Source organism: Allobosea sp. NPDC055332, assembly GCF_053645455.1.
In genome coordinates, this window is sequence record NZ_JBSHMO010000005.1 from 158,616 (window position 1) to 174,257 (window position 15,642).

A 15,642-nucleotide genomic window follows, 5' to 3' on the forward strand; every position below is an offset into this window, starting at 1 on the left:
CGCGCTCAAACGCCGCAACGCCTCATTCTGTCGCATATGGGGCCAAAAGCTCCGGGTTTGAAGGTCCCGCGAGGCGATCGTCGCGTTCGAAGACGGCGCGCAGCCAGGTGATGCGGATACTGGCGCCGGTCGCCGGCAGCGGCAGGTTGGAGAATTCCAGCGTCGCGCCGCTGCGTTCCAGCAGCGTCTTGGCGATGAACAGGCCGAGGCCGAGACCGCCACCGGCACGCGATTCCTTGGCATGCGAGCGCGAAAGATAGGGATCGCCCGCCCGCAACAGCACCTCGGGCGGGAAGCCCGGCCCGTCATCGGCGATGGTCAGGACGACCGCGCCCTCGGTCCATTGTGCCGTGATCGTCACCTTGGAGCCCGCGAAATCGACGGCGTTGTCGACGATGTTGCCCAGCCCGTAGATCATGCCGGGATTGCGCCGACAGACCGGTTCCGGCTTGTCACCGACGAGGGCGATCTCGAAGGGCACGCCGAAGGGCCGCTGCGGCCCGGCTGCTTCCTCGATCAGCAGGCTGAGCGAGAGCTGGTCGAGCGGGCCGGCATCGTCGTCCTGCAGCGAGGCGAGCTTGCCGAGGATGCCGCGGCAGCGCTCGACCTGCTCGCGCAGCAGCGTGATGTCCTCCGCCATCTCGCCCTCGGCCGGCGCGAGGCGAGAGAGCTCGCGGGCGACCAGCGCGATCGTGGCGAGCGGTGTGCCGAGTTCGTGCGCGGCTGCGGCTGCGAGGCCGTCGAGCTGCGAGAGATGCTGCTCGCGCGCCAGCACCAGCTCGGTCGCGGCAAGCGCCTCCGAGAGATCGCGGGCTTCCTTGGCGACGCGCCAGGCATAGATGCCGGTGAAGCCGAGCCCGAGCAAAAGCGCGATCCAGTTGCCGAGCTGGTATTGCGGCGGCAGCAACGGGCGGTCGCTCCCGGCCCAGGGCAGGGGCCAGTGCACGAACACCAGCAGCGTCGCCAGTCCGGCGGCGAGGAGGCCCAGTGCCAGCGTATGCCGCGGCGGCAGTGCTGTCGCGGAAATCATCACCGGCGCCAGGAACAGGATCGCGAACGGGTTCTGCAGGCCGCCGGTGAGATAGAGCAGCGCCGCGAGCTGGAGGATGTCGAAGCCGAGCAGCGCGGTCGCCGCACCTTCGCGCAGCCGGTGGCTGAGCGGAAAGCGGATGCGCAGGGCGATGTTGAGCCAGGCCGAGACCGCGATGGCGAGGAAACACCAGCCGAAGGGCAGCGAGAAGCCGAGCCCGAAATGCACGCCGGCGACGGCAACGCTCTGTCCGGCGATCGCCAGCCAGCGCAGGCGCACCAGCGTGTCGAGCCGCAAATGGCGCGGCGTGCCGCCGGGAGCGGATGGGACGAGGTCGGCGATCGTCACGGCGCGCGATCTTCGCGAAGCGCCCGGCGAATCGGGAGTAGGAAGCTGTGGCTAATTGGCATCACAAGGAAATCTTAGCCCTTTGAACGATTGAATGAGAACAAATTCTACTTAGGCTGCGTTCCCTTGTTGCGCTGCATCGTGGGATGCGGCGCTGCGAAAGCGCGAAAGGGCCGCCATGTCGTTCGCCTACCACGCCTATGAGGCGGTTCACATGATGGTCAGCCCGGCGCGGGCTCTGTCCGATGCCATGCAGCTCGCCTTCAAGAACCCGGCGAATCCGCTGACCTACACCCCGTTCGGCCGCTCGATCGCTGCCTCCTGCGAATTGTTCGAGCGCACCACGCGCCGCTACGGCAAGCCGGCCTTCGGCCTCGATACCACCACGATGAACGGCGTCACCGTCGCAGTCGAGGAGCGAATCGTCTGGCAGCGCCCCTTCTGCAACCTGATCTATTTCGACCGCAAGATCGAAGGGCGCCGCAAGCCGCAGCCCAAGGTGCTGCTGGTCGCGCCGATGTCGGGCCATTACGCCACGCTGCTGCGCGGCACGGTCGAGGCCTTCCTGCCCGATCATGAGGTCTACATCACCGACTGGATCGATGCCCGTCTGGTGCCGCTCGCCGCCGGCAGCTTCGATCTCGACGACTATATCGACTACGTCATCGCCATGCTGCAGAAGCTCGGCCCCGACACCCATGTCATGGCCGTCTGCCAGCCTTCCGTGCCGGTGCTCGCTGCGATCGCACGCATGGAGGCCGAGGGCGATCCGGCTTCGCCGCGCTCGATGACGCTGATGGGCGGGCCGATCGACACGCGCCGCTCGCCGACCGCGGTCAACCAGCTCGCCATGGAGCGTGGCACCGACTGGTTCCGTCGCAACTGCATCACCCGCGTGCCGTTCCCGCATCTCGGCGCCTTCCGCGAAGTCTATCCGGGCTTCATGCAGCTCTCCGGCTTCATGGCGATGAATTTCGACCGCCACCTCACCGCCCATTACGACATGTATAAGCACCTGATCGAAGGCGACGGCGATTCGGCCGAGAAGCACCGCGACTTCTATGACGAGTATCTCGCGGTCATGGACCTGACCGCCGAGTTCTACCTGCAGACGGTCGACACCGTCTTCGTCAAGCACGCCCTGCCCAAGGGCGAGATGCTGCATCGCGGCAAGCCGGTCGACCTCAAGGCGGTCCGCAGCGTCGCGCTGATGACGGTCGAAGGCGAGAACGACGACATCTCCGGCGTCGGCCAGACCAAGGCGGCGCATGATCTGTGCGTCAACATCCCCGACGACATGCGGGTCGAATACCTGCAGAAGGGCGTCGGCCATTACGGCGTCTTCAACGGCTCGCGCTTCCGCTCGGAGATCGCGCCGCGCATCGCCGACTTCATGCTCACCCTCGACATGAAGGCGGCCAAGGAGCGCCGCAACGACACCGCGGAAACGGCCCGCAAGGTGCTGAAGGTCGCGGGCTGAGTTAAGCCCGACCCCTTCCGCTCCCGCTGCGAATCCCGCACAATCGCGGGGATGCGGTTCTCCCTGTTCAGGCGCAAGCCCGATCCCGACCGGATCGAGGTCGCCCATGCCGGCACGCTCTATCCGGTCACCGTCAGGCGGCGCTCGACGGCGCGCCGGCTGACGCTGCGTGTCTCGCAGGCGACCGGCGAAATCACGCTGACCCTGCCTGAACGCGTCGACTTCGCGACCGGCCGCATCTTCGCCGAGAATCATGGTGGCTGGATCGCGGCGCGCCTCGCCAAGCGCCCGCAAGGCGTGGCCTTCGAGGCCGGAGCCCTCGTTCCCCTGCGCGGCGTGCCGCATCGCATCGTGCACTGGACCAAGGTGCGCGGGCTGACCCGGGCAACGGTCTCGACCGAGGGCGAGCCGATCATCGCGGTCTGCGGCGAGGCGGCCCATGTCGCGCGCCGGGTTAGCGACTTCCTGCGTCGTGAGGCTCTCGCCGATCTCGAGAAGGCGGTGCGCACGCACACCGCCGTGCTCGGCATCCCCGCCCGCAAGATCACGCTGCGCGACACCACTAGTCGCTGGGGCTCATGCTCCTCGAAGGGCCATCTCAGCTTCTCCTGGCGCTTGATTCTCGCCCCGGCGCTGGTGCTCGACTATCTCGCCGCCCACGAGGTCGCGCATCTCAAGGAAATGAACCATTCGCACCGCTTCTGGGCGCTGACGCACAAGCTCTGCCCGCGCACCGAGGAAGCTGAGGCTTGGCTCAAGCGCCACGGTGCGAGTCTGCACGGCTATGGCTGATCGCCTGCTGTCATTGCGCCTGGCAGGGCACCGCGCCCTTCGGCGCTGACGTTCCGGCGAAGACTACGAAACTCGCTGCCGCGAGCAGCCAGACGCCGATCCCGCCATAGAGCATGACCGCTCCGAAGCCGTCGGCGAGCGCCTGGCGCGCCAGCGCTGCCGACAAGCCGGTTCCGGGGGCGATGGGCGCGCCAGCCGCAACCTTTTCCGCCAGGCTGCGCAATGTCGCCGCATCGATGCCGGCTGCGAGCCTGGTCGCGAGCGAAGCGCGCACGCTTTCGACGAGAATGAAGCCCATCAGCGCGATGTTGATGGCGAGCGAGATCATCCGTGCGCTGAGATCGATGCCCGAGGCCATGCCGGCGCGCTCGGCCGGTACGGAGGCTGTCGACGTGTTGGTGACCGGTGTGTTGGCGAGGCCGATACCGATGCCGGAGAGCAGGCAGCCCGGCAGCATGGTCAGCCAGCTCGGCGAGGCGACGGAGGTACCGAGCTTCATCGCGATGAAGCCGAGGCCGATGGTGAAGAGTCCGGCCGGGATGACGATGCCGGCCCGGTAGCGCCGGGCCAGCTGCTCGGCCAGCGGCGGCACGACCAAAGTGGGCAGCGTATAGGCGAGCAGCACCAGCCCCGCAGTGAGGCCATCATAGCCGAGCCCGGCCTCGAACCAGATCGGCAGGTAGATCATGAATGGCCAATAGCTGACATTCATCGCGGCCGCGCCGATGATGGCGCCGGAGAAGGCGCGGATCCGGAAGACCGAGACATCGATCATCGGGCGGCTGACCGCCCGTTCGACGAGGAGGAAGGCGATGAAGCTCGCCGCCGCGATCGCGAGGATGGTCAGGGCCTGCGGACTGGTGAAGCCGAGATCGGGGCCCTGCGTGATGAAATAGGCCAGACAGAATACCGACAGCGACAAGGTTGCGATGCCGCCGATATCGAGGCGCTCCGCGTCAGGGTCACGTGATTCCCGGATCGAAGCCAGTGCCAGAAGCGCCGTCGCGACAGCGACCGGCGCATGGACGAGGAAGACCCACTGCCAACCCGAAAGCACGACGATGGCACTGCCGATGATCGGCCCGAAGCCGAGGCCGATGCCGAAGACGACCCCCCAGACGCTGAAGGCCATCGCCCGTTCGGCCGGTTCGCGGAACTGCTGCGACAGGATGGCGACACTGCAGATGAGACCTGCCCCGCCACTCAGGCCCTGAAATATGCGGGCGACGATGAGTACCGTTGCGTTGGGCGCCAGGCCGCAGGCCAGCGAAGCGATGGCAAAGGCCATGATTGCGATCAGGAAGACCCGCTTGCGGCCATAGCGGTCCGCCAGCGTCCCCGCGGCCATCAGCACGCCCGTCACCGCGATGGTGTAGGCGTTCATGATCCACTGCATCTCCTTGAAACTGGCCGGCAGCGCTTTTTCGAGCGTCGGCAGGATCGCCGGCACGCTGGAGATCTCGAGGCCGAACATTAGTGCCGTCAGGCAGGCGGCAATGAGGGCCGGCATGCCGTGCGAACGCGACGCCGGCAGCGCTTGGGTGACGTCCATGATGTCGGATCTTTCCTGTCGGCGGGCGCGCACGCGGCCCTTCGTCGAGTTGCGGGCAAGCTAACTGCTGCATCGCAATTACAGAACCGAATGAATTGCTATTTCAGTGATGATGATCTGATATGGTCGATGCCATGACCCTCGACGTCGATGCCGTCCGCGCTTTCGTCGCGATTGCCGAGCAGCGCAGTTTCACCCGCGCCGCGACGGCACTGGGCAGCCATCAGGCTGCCGTGAGCCTCAGGCTGAAGCGGCTGGAGGAGCGGCTCGGCCACCGCCTGATCGAACGGACGCCGCGACTCGTGCGTCTGTCCGCGCAGGGTGCGATGTTCCTCGACGAAGCCCGCGCCTTCCTCGCTGCGCATGACCGCGCGCTCTCGGCGCTCTGCAATGCACGCCGCCGCTTCTGTCTCGGCATTGCCGCCCATGTCTTCGGGCCGGAGGTGCCGACGCTGCTGGCGCGCCTCAACGCGCACGATCCCGGCCTGATGATCGAGGTGCAGCTCGGTCATTCCCGGCCCTTGCTCGAAGCTTTCGACAAGGGCGAGCTCGATGCCGCGATCGTTCGTCGCGACGATGATCGCCGGCCGGCCGAGGTTCTTGCACCGGAGTCGTTCGGCTGGTTCGCGGCCCCGAGTTTCGAGCATCGCCAGGGCGAGCCGCTGCGGCTCGCCATGCTCTCGTCATCCTGCGGCGTACGCGACATCGCCACCAAGGCACTGGACGCCGCCGGCATCCCCTGGGTCGAGGTTTTCATCGGTGGCGGCTCGATCGCGGTCGATGCGGCCGTCGCCGCCGGCCTTGCCGTTTCGGCCTTCTCCTGCCGGCTCGCGCCGGCAGGGACCGTCGAGGTCAGCTATCGTTTCGGCCTGCCCGACCTCCCCACTTCGGAGATCGTCATGGTTTCGACCCTCACCGACGCCAGATCGCGCGCTGCCCTGCGTACGCTCGCCGCCGCGTTCCGCGAGCATCGGCCGATCGTGTGCTGAAAATAGGCCCTCAGTTCCGCGCGGCCGGCACGCCTTCTCGGATGACGCGCGAGAAGTCCGGGCTATCAGGCTTGAGGCCGCGCGCCTTCTCGCCGATATGGCTCCGCTTCACGAGTTCGTCGAGCGGCAGATCCTGGCGCACCGAGCCGATGTCGCGGAGATAGCCGGGAAGATAGCCCGAGAGCAGCACGCGCGGATCGAGCGGCAGCGAGAACTTCCAGCCAGGTGCGACCTGGCCGACGAGGTGATAGACGACGGTGGTGCAGTTGGTCGTCAGCGTATTGTACCAGCGCGGCGTTTGCGCCAGCCGGTTGATGTCCTCGGCATAGGCCAACAGCAAGTCGCGCGCTTGTGCGGGCGAGGCGTTGAGCCGGAACAGGCGGGTGTCCTCTCCGCGCGCCTGGGTCCTCAGGCCGATCAGATCGCGTTCGTCGGCTACGACATAGGCCATCTCGTAGCTGCGGAAGAAGCCGGCCAGCGCCGACCATTCCTCGCCCTTCTCGCGCCGGACCTCGATCGAGATCGTCAGCGGGTCGCTGTTCTCGAAGGGGAAGCTGATCAGGAGATGCGCGATCGCCTCGCCCGACCAGTAGGACAGGAAGAGATCGGCGCCCTGGATGCGCGACAGGTCGTAGCTGCGGGTTTCCCAGCGCTGGTCGTAGTCACCCTCGGTGCGCCAGGTGAAGTGGCGCAGATTGGTCACGGTGAGGCGCCCGTCTGCCACGTTCATCTGCGGCAGGCGCGCAAGTTCGGGGATCCAGGCCCGCTCATGCGAGGGCTTCAGACTGCCCCACCAGCCGAGCAGGCTGACGAAGAGCACGGCGAAGGCGAGCGGCAGGCGCGGCGCGCCGCTCCAGATCCCGACGGCGCCGGCGAGGGCGGCGAGGCCAAAGCCGATCGCGGCAGCGATTCCGATCGCGCCGGGCAGGCGGAAGATCAGGAGCCCGACGCCCCAGGCGGCGGCGCCGAGGAGTGCAAGCGTCAGCAGAATCTGCAGCAGAACGAAAAAGAGGCGGCTCATCGCCGCCTCTCATAGCATGCAGACGTGCCTTTCGCTCAAGCGGCGAGCGAACTCGTCGGCGCGGCCGCCTTCACGGCGTCGTCGACATGCGGCTCGAACTTCGCGAAATTCTCCGCGAACATGCCGATGAGCTTCTTCGCGGTTTCGGCGAAGGCGGCTTTGTCCTGCCAGGTCTTGACGGGATAGAGGATGTGCGGCTCGACGCCGGGCACCGAAGTGGGAACGGCGAACCCGAAATAAGGATCCCGGCGGAAATCGGCGCGATTGAGCGAGCCGTCGAGTGCTGCCGTCAGCAGGCGCCGGGTGACGCGGATCGGCATGCGCCGGCCGGTGCCGTAGCCGCCGCCGGTCCAGCCGGTGTTCACCAGCCAGCAATCGACATGGTGCTTGGCGATGAAGTCGCGCAGCAGATTGGCGTATTCCGACGGGTGGCGCGGCAGGAAGGGCGAGCCGAAGCAGGTCGAGAATTCCGGCTGTACGCCGACGAGCCCGCGCTCGGTGCCGGCGACCTTGGCGGTGTAGCCGGAGAGGAAGTGATACATCGCCTCGGCCGGGGTCAGCTTGGCGATCGGCGGCATCACGCCGAAGGCGTCGGCAGTCAGCATCACGATGTTCTTCGGCGTGCCGGCGCGGCCCGAGCGCGAGGCGTTCGGGATGAAGTCGAGCGGATAGGCCGAGCGGGTATTCTCGGTCTTGGTCTCGTTGTCGAAATCGACGTCGCGCGAGATCTCATCCATCACGATGTTCTCGAGCACCGTGCCGAAACGCTGCGAGGCCGCGAAGATCTGCGGCTCGGCCTCGGCCGAGAGCCGGATCGTCTTGGCGTAGCAGCCGCCCTCGAAATTGAAGATGCCCTCCTTCGACCAGCCATGCTCGTCGTCGCCGATCAGGGTGCGGTCGGGATCGGCCGAGAGCGTGGTCTTGCCGGTGCCGGAGAGGCCGAAGAAGATCGCCGGATCGTCCTTGGAGCCGACATTGGCCGAGCAGTGCATCGGCACCACGCCCTTGGCCGGCAGCGTGTAGTTCAGATAGGTGAAGACCGATTTCTTCATCTCGCCGGCATAGGCGGTGCCGCCGATCAGCACGATCTTGCGGGAGAAGTCGATCGCGATCACGGTCTCGCTGCGGCAGCCATGACGTTTCGGATCGGCCTTGAAGCTCGGCAGGTCGACGATCGTCAGCTCAGGAACGTAACCCGCGATCTCGCCGGCCTCGGGCCGGATCAGCAGGTTGCGGATGAACAGCGAGTGCCAGGCGAATTCGGTGAAGACCCGCGCCTTGACGCGGTGGGCCGGATCGGCGCCGCCATAGAGGTCCTGCGCGAACAGCTCCTTGCCTTCGGCATGCTTGATGAAGTCGCCGAGCAGGGTCTCGAACTGCTCCGAGGAGATCGCGCCGTTGTTCTCCCACCAGACCGTCTTCTCGGTCAGCGCGTCCTTGACGACGAACTTGTCCTTGGGCGAGCGGCCGGTATGGCTGCCTGTGTCGGCGCAGAGCGCGCCGCCGCGGGCGAGTTGGGATTCGCCGCGCCGCAGGGATTCCTCATAGAGGCGCGCCGCCTCGAAATTCCAGTAGACCGCCTTGAGCCCACGGAAGCCGAAGCTGTCGGCGCCGTTGGCCGGGTTGACGTGACCGATGGTCTCCACTGGCAATTCCTCCTGCCGAGAAGCCGCCGCCTGATGAAGCCGGCGCCGTGATTGGAGCGGGGTGGACCCCACTATGGGCCCGATGGGCCGGTGCAGTGGAGGGCTCTTTAGGCGGATGAGAACGCCGGCTCAAGTCATGAGGATAGTTCGCCAATGGCCGTGGCGGATTTAAATCGTTTGAAAATTCGGCTGTGGTGAATCGCCGCGTTCAGGCCGCCTCGCGTGCCCTGCCGGCGAGGGCGATGAGGGCCTTGCGCAGGGCATCCGGCGTGGTCACCGGCTCGTCGAAAGGCAGGCGCAGCGCCTTGTCGCCGAGCATCAGGTCGGCGCCGTCGGGATCGACGCCCGAGAGGCGCCAGCTCCCGTCTTCGCCGCCGAGCAGCCTTGTCGCGTAAAGCTGGATCGCCTCGGCGTGGTCCTCGTTCATATGAGCGACGGCGCCTTCCTCCGCATCGATCAGCAGCCCGGATTGCGAGCAGTCGCTGAGCACGTCGCCAGCCTCGAGCTCATAGGCCCGGCCGAAGCCTCCGTTCAGGCTGGCGCGCTGGAGCTTCAGCGCGAAGAAGGAAAAATCGGGAAAATCAACGTAAAGGGACGCTTTCGGCTGGCGCGCCAGGAAGCGTCGGCGCACCCGCTGGCCGAAATCCGTCTCGCGCTCGACCTTTTCGGCGGTGGCCAGCAGCGTGATCCTCGCGTGGGCGAGCGGGTCGCCCTTGCCGCCGGGTGCGATCAGCAGCGAGCAGCGCGGATCGGCGACGAGGTTGCCGGTGTGTCCCGACAGCGAGGAGACCAGGATCAGCGGGGTCCCGTCGATATCAGTCGCGAGGCTGGTCAGGCTGGCGAAGGGGTGCCCCTCCGGCGTCAGCGTCGCCAGAGAGCCGGAGCGCGCGCTGCGCAGCAACCCGCGCGCGAGCCCGCGTGCGCTGGCATCGGTCGGCCTGATCGGATCGCTCGCCATGGCACTTTTCGCCGCCTCACGGGTTTTCGAGCACGAGACGTAGCGAAACCGCCTTGGCTTGGCTAGATTGCAGCCATGCTTTGGCCGTTCTCGCGCGAGAGTGGACCCTGTTGATTGCAACGCCAAGAAACAAAGAGCCGGAAAAGCTTATGCCAACCATTGCGCTGGTCGACGACGACCGCAACATCCTGACCTCGGTTTCGATCGCACTGGAAGCCGAGGGCTATCGCATCCAGACCTATACGGATGGCGCCTCGGCTTTGGATGGGCTGAAGCAGAATCCACCCGACCTCGCCATCTTCGACATCAAGATGCCGCGCATGGACGGGATGGAGCTGCTGCGCCGCCTGCGCCAGAAGTCGGATCTGCCGGTGATCTTCCTGACGTCGAAGGACGAGGAGATCGACGAGCTCTTCGGCCTGAAGATGGGCGCCGACGACTTTATCCGCAAACCCTTCTCCCAGCGCCTGCTGGTCGAGCGGGTCAAGGCGATCCTGCGCCGGGCCGGCGCGCGCGACGCGACCGCGACCGTCCGCACCGAGGACGCCAAGGCGCTGGAGCGCGGCCTGCTGCGGATGGATCCGGAGCGCCACACCTGCACCTGGAAGGGCGAGCCCGTGACGCTGACCGTCACCGAGTTCCTGATCCTGCAGTCGCTGGCGCAGCGGCCAGGCGTGGTCAAGAGCCGCAACGCGCTGATGGACGCCGCTTATGACGACGAGGTCTATGTCGACGACCGCACCATCGACAGCCACATCAAGCGCCTGCGCAAGAAGTTCAACCAGGTCGATGTCGAGTTCGACATGATCGAGACGCTCTACGGCGTCGGCTACCGCTTCAAGGAGACCTGAGGAGCGTCCCCGGCGCGGCTCGTTACGGCATTTGCGTGAGCGCCGGGACAGGGTATGAGCCGCTCATGGCTACGATCGAACAGGAGGGGGCCCGCGCCAGTGGGCCGCGGCCGGGGCTGACGCTGCGTCGTCGCGCCGCCCTGTTCGGCCGCCGCATGCTGCGCGCCGTCTCCGGGCGGGCCGCCTCCAGCCTGACCCGGCGCATCGTCGTCCTCAACCTCGCGGGCCTCGTCGCGCTCCTCGTCGGCTTCCTCTACCTCAACCAGTTCCGCGAGGGCCTGATCGAAGCGCGGGTGCAGAGCCTGCTGACACAGGGCGAGATCATCGCCGGCGCCATTGCCGCCTCGGCCACGGTCGAAACCGACACGATCGCGATCGATCCTGACAAGCTCCTGCAGATGCAGGCGGGCGAGAGCGGCGCGATCGCCGAGGATCCGCTCGATTTCTCGATCAACCCGGAGAAGGTCGCCCCGCTGCTGCGCCGGCTGGTGACGCCGACCAAGACGCGCGCCCGCATCTACGACAAGGACGGGATGCTGACGCTGGATTCGCGCAATCTCTATTCGCGCGGCGACATCCTGCGGCTCGACTTGCCGCGCATCGGCGAGAGCGACGAGCCGCCGCTGCTCGAGCGCACCTGGAACATGTTCCGCAACCGGCTCGGCCGCGCCGACGTGCCGGCCTATGACGATTTCGCCAACGCCAACGGCAAGTCCTATACCGAGGTCGCCCGCGCGCTCGCCGGCTCGCCGGCGAGCGTGGTGCGGGTCAACACCCGCGGCGAGACCATCGTCTCGGTGGCGGTGCCGGTGCAGCGCTTCCGGGCCGTGCGCGGCGCGCTGCTGCTCTCGACGCAGGGCGGCGACATCGACGCCGTCATCGCCTCCGAGCGCTACGCCATCTTCCAGGTCTTCGCCGTCGCTGCCGGCGTAATGATCATCCTGTCGGTGCTGCTCGCCGGCACCATCGCCGAGCCGATCCGCAAGCTTGCCGACGCGGCCCAGCGCGTGCGCCGCGGCGTCAAGGCGCGCGAGGAGATTCCGGATTTCTCCAGCCGCCATGACGAGATCGGCCACCTTTCCGGCTCGTTCCGCGAGATGACCCAGGCGCTCTACAGTCGCATGGAGGCGATCGAGCGCTTCGCCGCCGACGTCGCGCATGAATTGAAGAACCCGCTGACCTCGCTGCGTAGCGCCGTCGAGACCTTGCCGCTGGCCAAGAGCGAGGAGTCGCGCGGTCGCCTGCTCGCGGTCATCCGCCATGATGTGAAACGGCTGGATCGGCTGATCACCGATATCTCCGACGCCTCGCGCCTCGATGCCGAGCTCGCCCGTGACGATGCTGCTCCGCTCGACGTCGCTCAGCTCGTCGAGGCGGTGGTCTCGGTCCAGAACCAGATCCGCCGCGAGGGCCAGCCTGTCGTCGAGCTCGTGGTCGACCGGCGCGGCCAGCGCCCGGGCGCCGATCCCTTCCGCGTGCTTGGCCACGATTCCCGCCTCGGCCAGGTCTTCGTCAACCTGATCGAGAATGCCCGTTCCTTCTCGCCGGCCGACAAGCCGGTCAGGGTCAAGCTCGCGCGCGTCGCCGGCGACGTGCTGATCACCATCGAGGATGACGGCCCCGGCATTCCGCCGCATGCGCTGGAGCGGATCTTCGAGCGCTTCTACACCGACCGGCCGGAAAGCGGCTTCGGCCAGAATTCCGGGCTCGGCCTGTCGATCTCGCGCCAGATCGTCGAGGCCCATCGCGGCACGATCCGGGCCGAGAACCGCTACGCCTCCGAGCAGTCGGAAGGCGAGGACACGCGGCTCGGCGCCCGCTTCATCGTGCGCCTGCCGGCAGCGGTGCAGCCGGCATGAGCACTCCGCCCCCGCTGCGCCTGCATGCCAGTGCCGTCGTGATCGGCGAGGCCGGAATCCTGATCCGCGGTCCATCGGGCGCCGGCAAGTCGAGCCTGGCGCTGGCATTGGTCGGCCTGGCACAGCTCCAGGGCCGCTTCGCCAGGTTGATCGCCGATGATCGGACCGAAGTCGCCGTCCGGGCCGGCCGCCTCCTGGCTTCGCCAGTGCCGCCGATCGAGGGTCTGGTCGAGCGGCGCGGGCTCGGACTGACGCCGGAACCGCATCTTGCAACCGCAGTGATCCGACTTGTCGTCGATTGTGGTGCAGAACCCAAACGCATGCCGGAGCCGGAGGCGCTGGTCGAGACCATCGCCGGGATCGCGCTGCCGCGATTATCCGTGTTTCCGAGGGCGGGCGACGAACGTCTGGTGCTCGCAGCGCTTGCGCTCTTCGCCGGTCCGGGGTGAATTGGTTTCGAGGAGTTCGAGACAAGCCTTGCCTATCTTTCGCACCTGCCGCATAAACCGCGACCTTGTCCGGGCGCCGATGGGCGCTCTCCGGTGGTACTGAATGATCGGACTCGTGCTTGTCACGCATGGGCACCTGGCGACGGAATTCCGCGCCGCGCTCGAACATGTCGTCGGCCCTCAAGCCAACCTCGCGACTATCGCCATCGCGCCCGATGACGATATGGAGGGCCGCCGACGCGACATCATCGCGGCGGTGGAGCAGGTCGAGAATGGCAGCGGCGTCATCGTCCTGACCGACATGTTCGGCGGCACGCCCTCCAATCTCGCCATCTCGGTGATGGAACCGGGCCGGATCGACGTCGTCGCCGGCGTCAATCTGCCGATGCTGATCAAGCTCGCCAGCGTGCGCGAGGAGAAGACCCTCGACGAAGCCGTTAGCAGCGCGCAGGATGCAGGCCGGAAATACATCACGGTGGCCAGCCGCGTGCTCGCGGGCAAATGAGGTCCGGCGTGCAAGGCATGCGTGACGAAGAGATCCGCGACGAGGATTGCGACTGCACAGAGGTCGAGATCCCGGCAGGCGCCGTCTATGGCGAGTTCCAGATCATCAACAAGAAGGGCCTGCACGCCCGCGCCACGGCGAAATTCGTGCAATGCGCCAGCCAGTTCGATGCCGACATCACCGTGTCGCGCTGCGGCGAGACGGTCGGCGCGACCTCGATCATGGGTATCCTGACGCTGGGTGCCGGCATCGGCTCGACCATCACCGTCGTCGCCAAGGGCGCGGAGGCGAAGGAAGCGCTGCAGGCGCTCGGCGCGTTGGTCGCCGACCGGTTCGGCGAAGGCGAGTAGACGCTCAACGGGTGGGATTCTGTCGTCGCAGCGATGGCTTTCGTAAAGCCGTCGGCTCCGCGGCCATGCTGGCCTGCTTTTTCGTGCTGCTGTTCAGAGGGCGGATGTCCCTGTGCACCATACGTGAGCGGTGCTGGCGCCGGTCGCCATAGGTCACATATGGTGGGCACATAAAGACATCTTTATATCTTTGATTGCCTTCTCCCGGAGGCCCTGCTAGAGAGCGCGCCGTCATTCAAAGCACGATCGATTGGAGCGCCCCCGTGTCGAAGCAGGATTACGTCGTCAAGGACATCAGCCTCGCGGACTACGGCCGCAAGGAAATCAACATGGCCCAGGACGAGATGCCGGGCCTCATGGCGATCCGCGCCGAGCACGCCGGCAAGGCCCCGCTCAAGGGCGCCCGCATCGCCGGCTGCCTGCACATGACCATCCAGACCGCGGTGCTGATCGAGACCCTGAAGGAGCTCGGCGCCGACGTCCGCTGGTCGTCCTGCAACATCTTCTCGACCCAGGACCACGCAGCCGCGGCGATCGCCGCCACTGGCACCCCGGTCTTCGCCATCAAGGGCGAGACGCTGGAAGAGTACTGGGAGTACGTGCTGCGCACCGCGACCTGGGGCGATGGCGGCACCCCGAACATGATCCTCGACGATGGCGGCGACCTGACCATGCTGATCATCCTCGGCGCCGAGGCCGAGGCCGGCAACGCCGCCTTCCTCGACAAGCCGGGCAATGAGGAAGAGACCATCTTCTTCGCGCTGATCAAGCGTGAGCTGAAGGCCAATCCGGGCTGGTTCACCAAGACCCGCGCCGCGATCAAGGGCGTCTCCGAGGAGACCACCACCGGCGTGCATCGCCTCTACGAGCTCGCCAAGGCGAGCCGCCTGCCGTTCCCGGCGATCAACGTCAACGACAGCGTCACCAAGTCGAAGTTCGACAACCTCTATGGCTGCCGCGAGTCGCTGGTCGACGCGATCCGCCGCGGCACCGACGTGATGATGTCGGGCAAGGTCGCGGTCGTCGCCGGCTATGGCGACGTCGGCAAGGGCTCGGCCGCCTCGCTGCGCCAGGCTGGCTGCCGCGTGCTCGTCACCGAGATCGATCCGATCTGCGCCCTGCAGGCGGCGATGGAGGGCTACGAGGTCGTCACCATGGAGGACGCCGCCCCGCGCGCCGACATCTTCGTGACCGCGACCGGCAATCTCGACGTCATCACCGTCGACCACATGCGCGCGATGAAGCACCGCGCCATCGTCTGCAACATCGGCCACTTCGACTCCGAGATTCAGGTCGCCGGCCTCAAGAACTTCAAGTGGGACAACGTCAAGCCGCAGGTCGACGAGATCGAGTTCCCCGACGGCAAGCGCATCATCCTGCTCTCGGAAGGCCGCCTGGTGAACCTCGGCAACGCCACCGGCCATCCCTCCTTCGTGATGTCCTGCTCGTTCTCGAACCAGACGCTGGCCCAGGTCGAGCTCTGGAACCACCACAGCAAGTACGAGAACAAGGTCTACACCCTGCCCAAGCATCTCGACGAGAAGGTCGCGGCGCTCCACCTCGCCAAGGTCGGCGCCAAGCTGACCAAGCTCAACGACGCCCAGGCGAAGTATATCGGCGTGGCGCAGACCGGCCCGTTCAAGCCGGAGCTCTACCGCTACTGATCCAGGTTCTGCCCGGCCGGAGCCGGGTGAAACCGCATCGCGTCATCCGGACCCCATCCTTCCGGATCTCACGCCCGCTCTCAAGGAGCCCGGCCTCGTGCCGGGCTCTTTTTGCATTCGGGAGGCACCGCTTCAGCTACTACTAATA

General features: G+C 66.6%; 14 protein-coding genes. 9 read left to right on the forward strand and 5 right to left on the reverse strand.

Annotated features, from left to right (window positions below):
• Window positions 1-22: 22 nt before the first annotated feature.
• Window positions 23-1,372, reverse strand: a complete 1,350-nt coding sequence (locus ACWIGM_RS26235; RefSeq protein WP_454029405.1) for an ActS/PrrB/RegB family redox-sensitive histidine kinase — start codon at window positions 1,370-1,372, stop codon at window positions 23-25.
• Between the two features lie 184 nt (window positions 1,373-1,556).
• Between ACWIGM_RS26235 and ACWIGM_RS26240 the strand changes: the two genes are divergently transcribed.
• On the forward strand, window positions 1,557-2,858 hold the full coding sequence (locus tag ACWIGM_RS26240) for a polyhydroxyalkanoate depolymerase (protein ID WP_454028919.1): 1,302 nt from the start codon (window positions 1,557-1,559) through the stop codon (window positions 2,856-2,858).
• A gap of 51 nt (window positions 2,859-2,909) precedes the next feature.
• Window positions 2,910-3,650: a M48 family metallopeptidase gene (locus ACWIGM_RS26245; RefSeq protein ID WP_454028920.1), complete on the forward strand. Its 741-nt coding sequence runs from the start codon at window positions 2,910-2,912 to the stop codon at window positions 3,648-3,650.
• 10 nt (window positions 3,651-3,660) lie between these two features.
• Here ACWIGM_RS26245 and ACWIGM_RS26250 read toward each other — a convergent pair whose 3' ends face one another.
• Complete coding sequence (locus tag ACWIGM_RS26250; RefSeq protein ID WP_454028921.1) at window positions 3,661-5,202, reverse strand: MFS transporter; 1,542 nt, start codon at window positions 5,200-5,202, stop codon at window positions 3,661-3,663.
• A gap of 122 nt (window positions 5,203-5,324) precedes the next feature.
• Here ACWIGM_RS26250 and ACWIGM_RS26255 point away from each other — a divergent pair, with 122 nt between their 5' ends.
• A complete protein-coding gene (locus ACWIGM_RS26255; protein ID WP_454028922.1) occupies window positions 5,325-6,191 on the forward strand; it encodes a LysR family transcriptional regulator in 867 nt (288 codons plus the stop codon).
• Window positions 6,192-6,201: 10 nt separating this feature from the next.
• Here ACWIGM_RS26255 and ACWIGM_RS26260 read toward each other — a convergent pair whose 3' ends face one another.
• The 3 genes from ACWIGM_RS26260 to ACWIGM_RS26270 all read right to left on the reverse strand — a co-directional run bounded on the left by ACWIGM_RS26260 (window position 6,202) and on the right by ACWIGM_RS26270 (window position 9,816).
• Complete coding sequence (locus tag ACWIGM_RS26260; RefSeq protein WP_454028923.1) at window positions 6,202-7,212, reverse strand: Lnb N-terminal periplasmic domain-containing protein; 1,011 nt, start codon at window positions 7,210-7,212, stop codon at window positions 6,202-6,204.
• A gap of 35 nt (window positions 7,213-7,247) precedes the next feature.
• The gene (locus ACWIGM_RS26265) at window positions 7,248-8,858 is read right to left on the reverse strand and encodes a phosphoenolpyruvate carboxykinase (RefSeq protein WP_454028924.1); all 1,611 of its coding nucleotides are present in this window, start codon (window positions 8,856-8,858) and stop codon (window positions 7,248-7,250) included.
• Between the two features lie 208 nt (window positions 8,859-9,066).
• Window positions 9,067-9,816: a HugZ family pyridoxamine 5'-phosphate oxidase gene (locus ACWIGM_RS26270; RefSeq protein WP_454028925.1), complete on the reverse strand. Its 750-nt coding sequence runs from the start codon at window positions 9,814-9,816 to the stop codon at window positions 9,067-9,069.
• Between the two features lie 149 nt (window positions 9,817-9,965).
• Between ACWIGM_RS26270 and ACWIGM_RS26275 the strand changes: the two genes are divergently transcribed.
• The 6 genes from ACWIGM_RS26275 to ahcY all read left to right on the forward strand — a co-directional run bounded on the left by ACWIGM_RS26275 (window position 9,966) and on the right by ahcY (window position 15,494).
• A complete protein-coding gene (locus ACWIGM_RS26275; protein ID WP_454028926.1) occupies window positions 9,966-10,667 on the forward strand; it encodes a response regulator transcription factor in 702 nt (233 codons plus the stop codon).
• Between the two features lie 65 nt (window positions 10,668-10,732).
• Window positions 10,733-12,526, forward strand: coding sequence for a stimulus-sensing domain-containing protein (locus ACWIGM_RS26280; protein WP_454028927.1), 1,794 nt, complete (start codon window positions 10,733-10,735; stop codon window positions 12,524-12,526).
• On the forward strand, window positions 12,523-12,975 hold the full coding sequence (locus tag ACWIGM_RS26285; RefSeq protein WP_454028928.1) for an HPr kinase/phosphorylase: 453 nt from the start codon (window positions 12,523-12,525) through the stop codon (window positions 12,973-12,975). Before ACWIGM_RS26280 ends, ACWIGM_RS26285 begins: the two co-directional genes overlap by 4 nt.
• Before the next feature lie 103 nt (window positions 12,976-13,078).
• Entirely contained in the window at window positions 13,079-13,480 is a 402-nt protein-coding gene (locus ACWIGM_RS26290) for a PTS sugar transporter subunit IIA (protein WP_454028929.1), read from the forward strand.
• 17 nt (window positions 13,481-13,497) lie between these two features.
• Entirely contained in the window at window positions 13,498-13,830 is a 333-nt protein-coding gene (locus ACWIGM_RS26295; RefSeq protein WP_454028930.1) for an HPr family phosphocarrier protein, read from the forward strand.
• A gap of 263 nt (window positions 13,831-14,093) precedes the next feature.
• On the forward strand, window positions 14,094-15,494 hold the full coding sequence (ahcY, locus tag ACWIGM_RS26300) for an adenosylhomocysteinase (protein WP_454028931.1): 1,401 nt from the start codon (window positions 14,094-14,096) through the stop codon (window positions 15,492-15,494).
• Window positions 15,495-15,642: the final 148 nt, after the last annotated feature.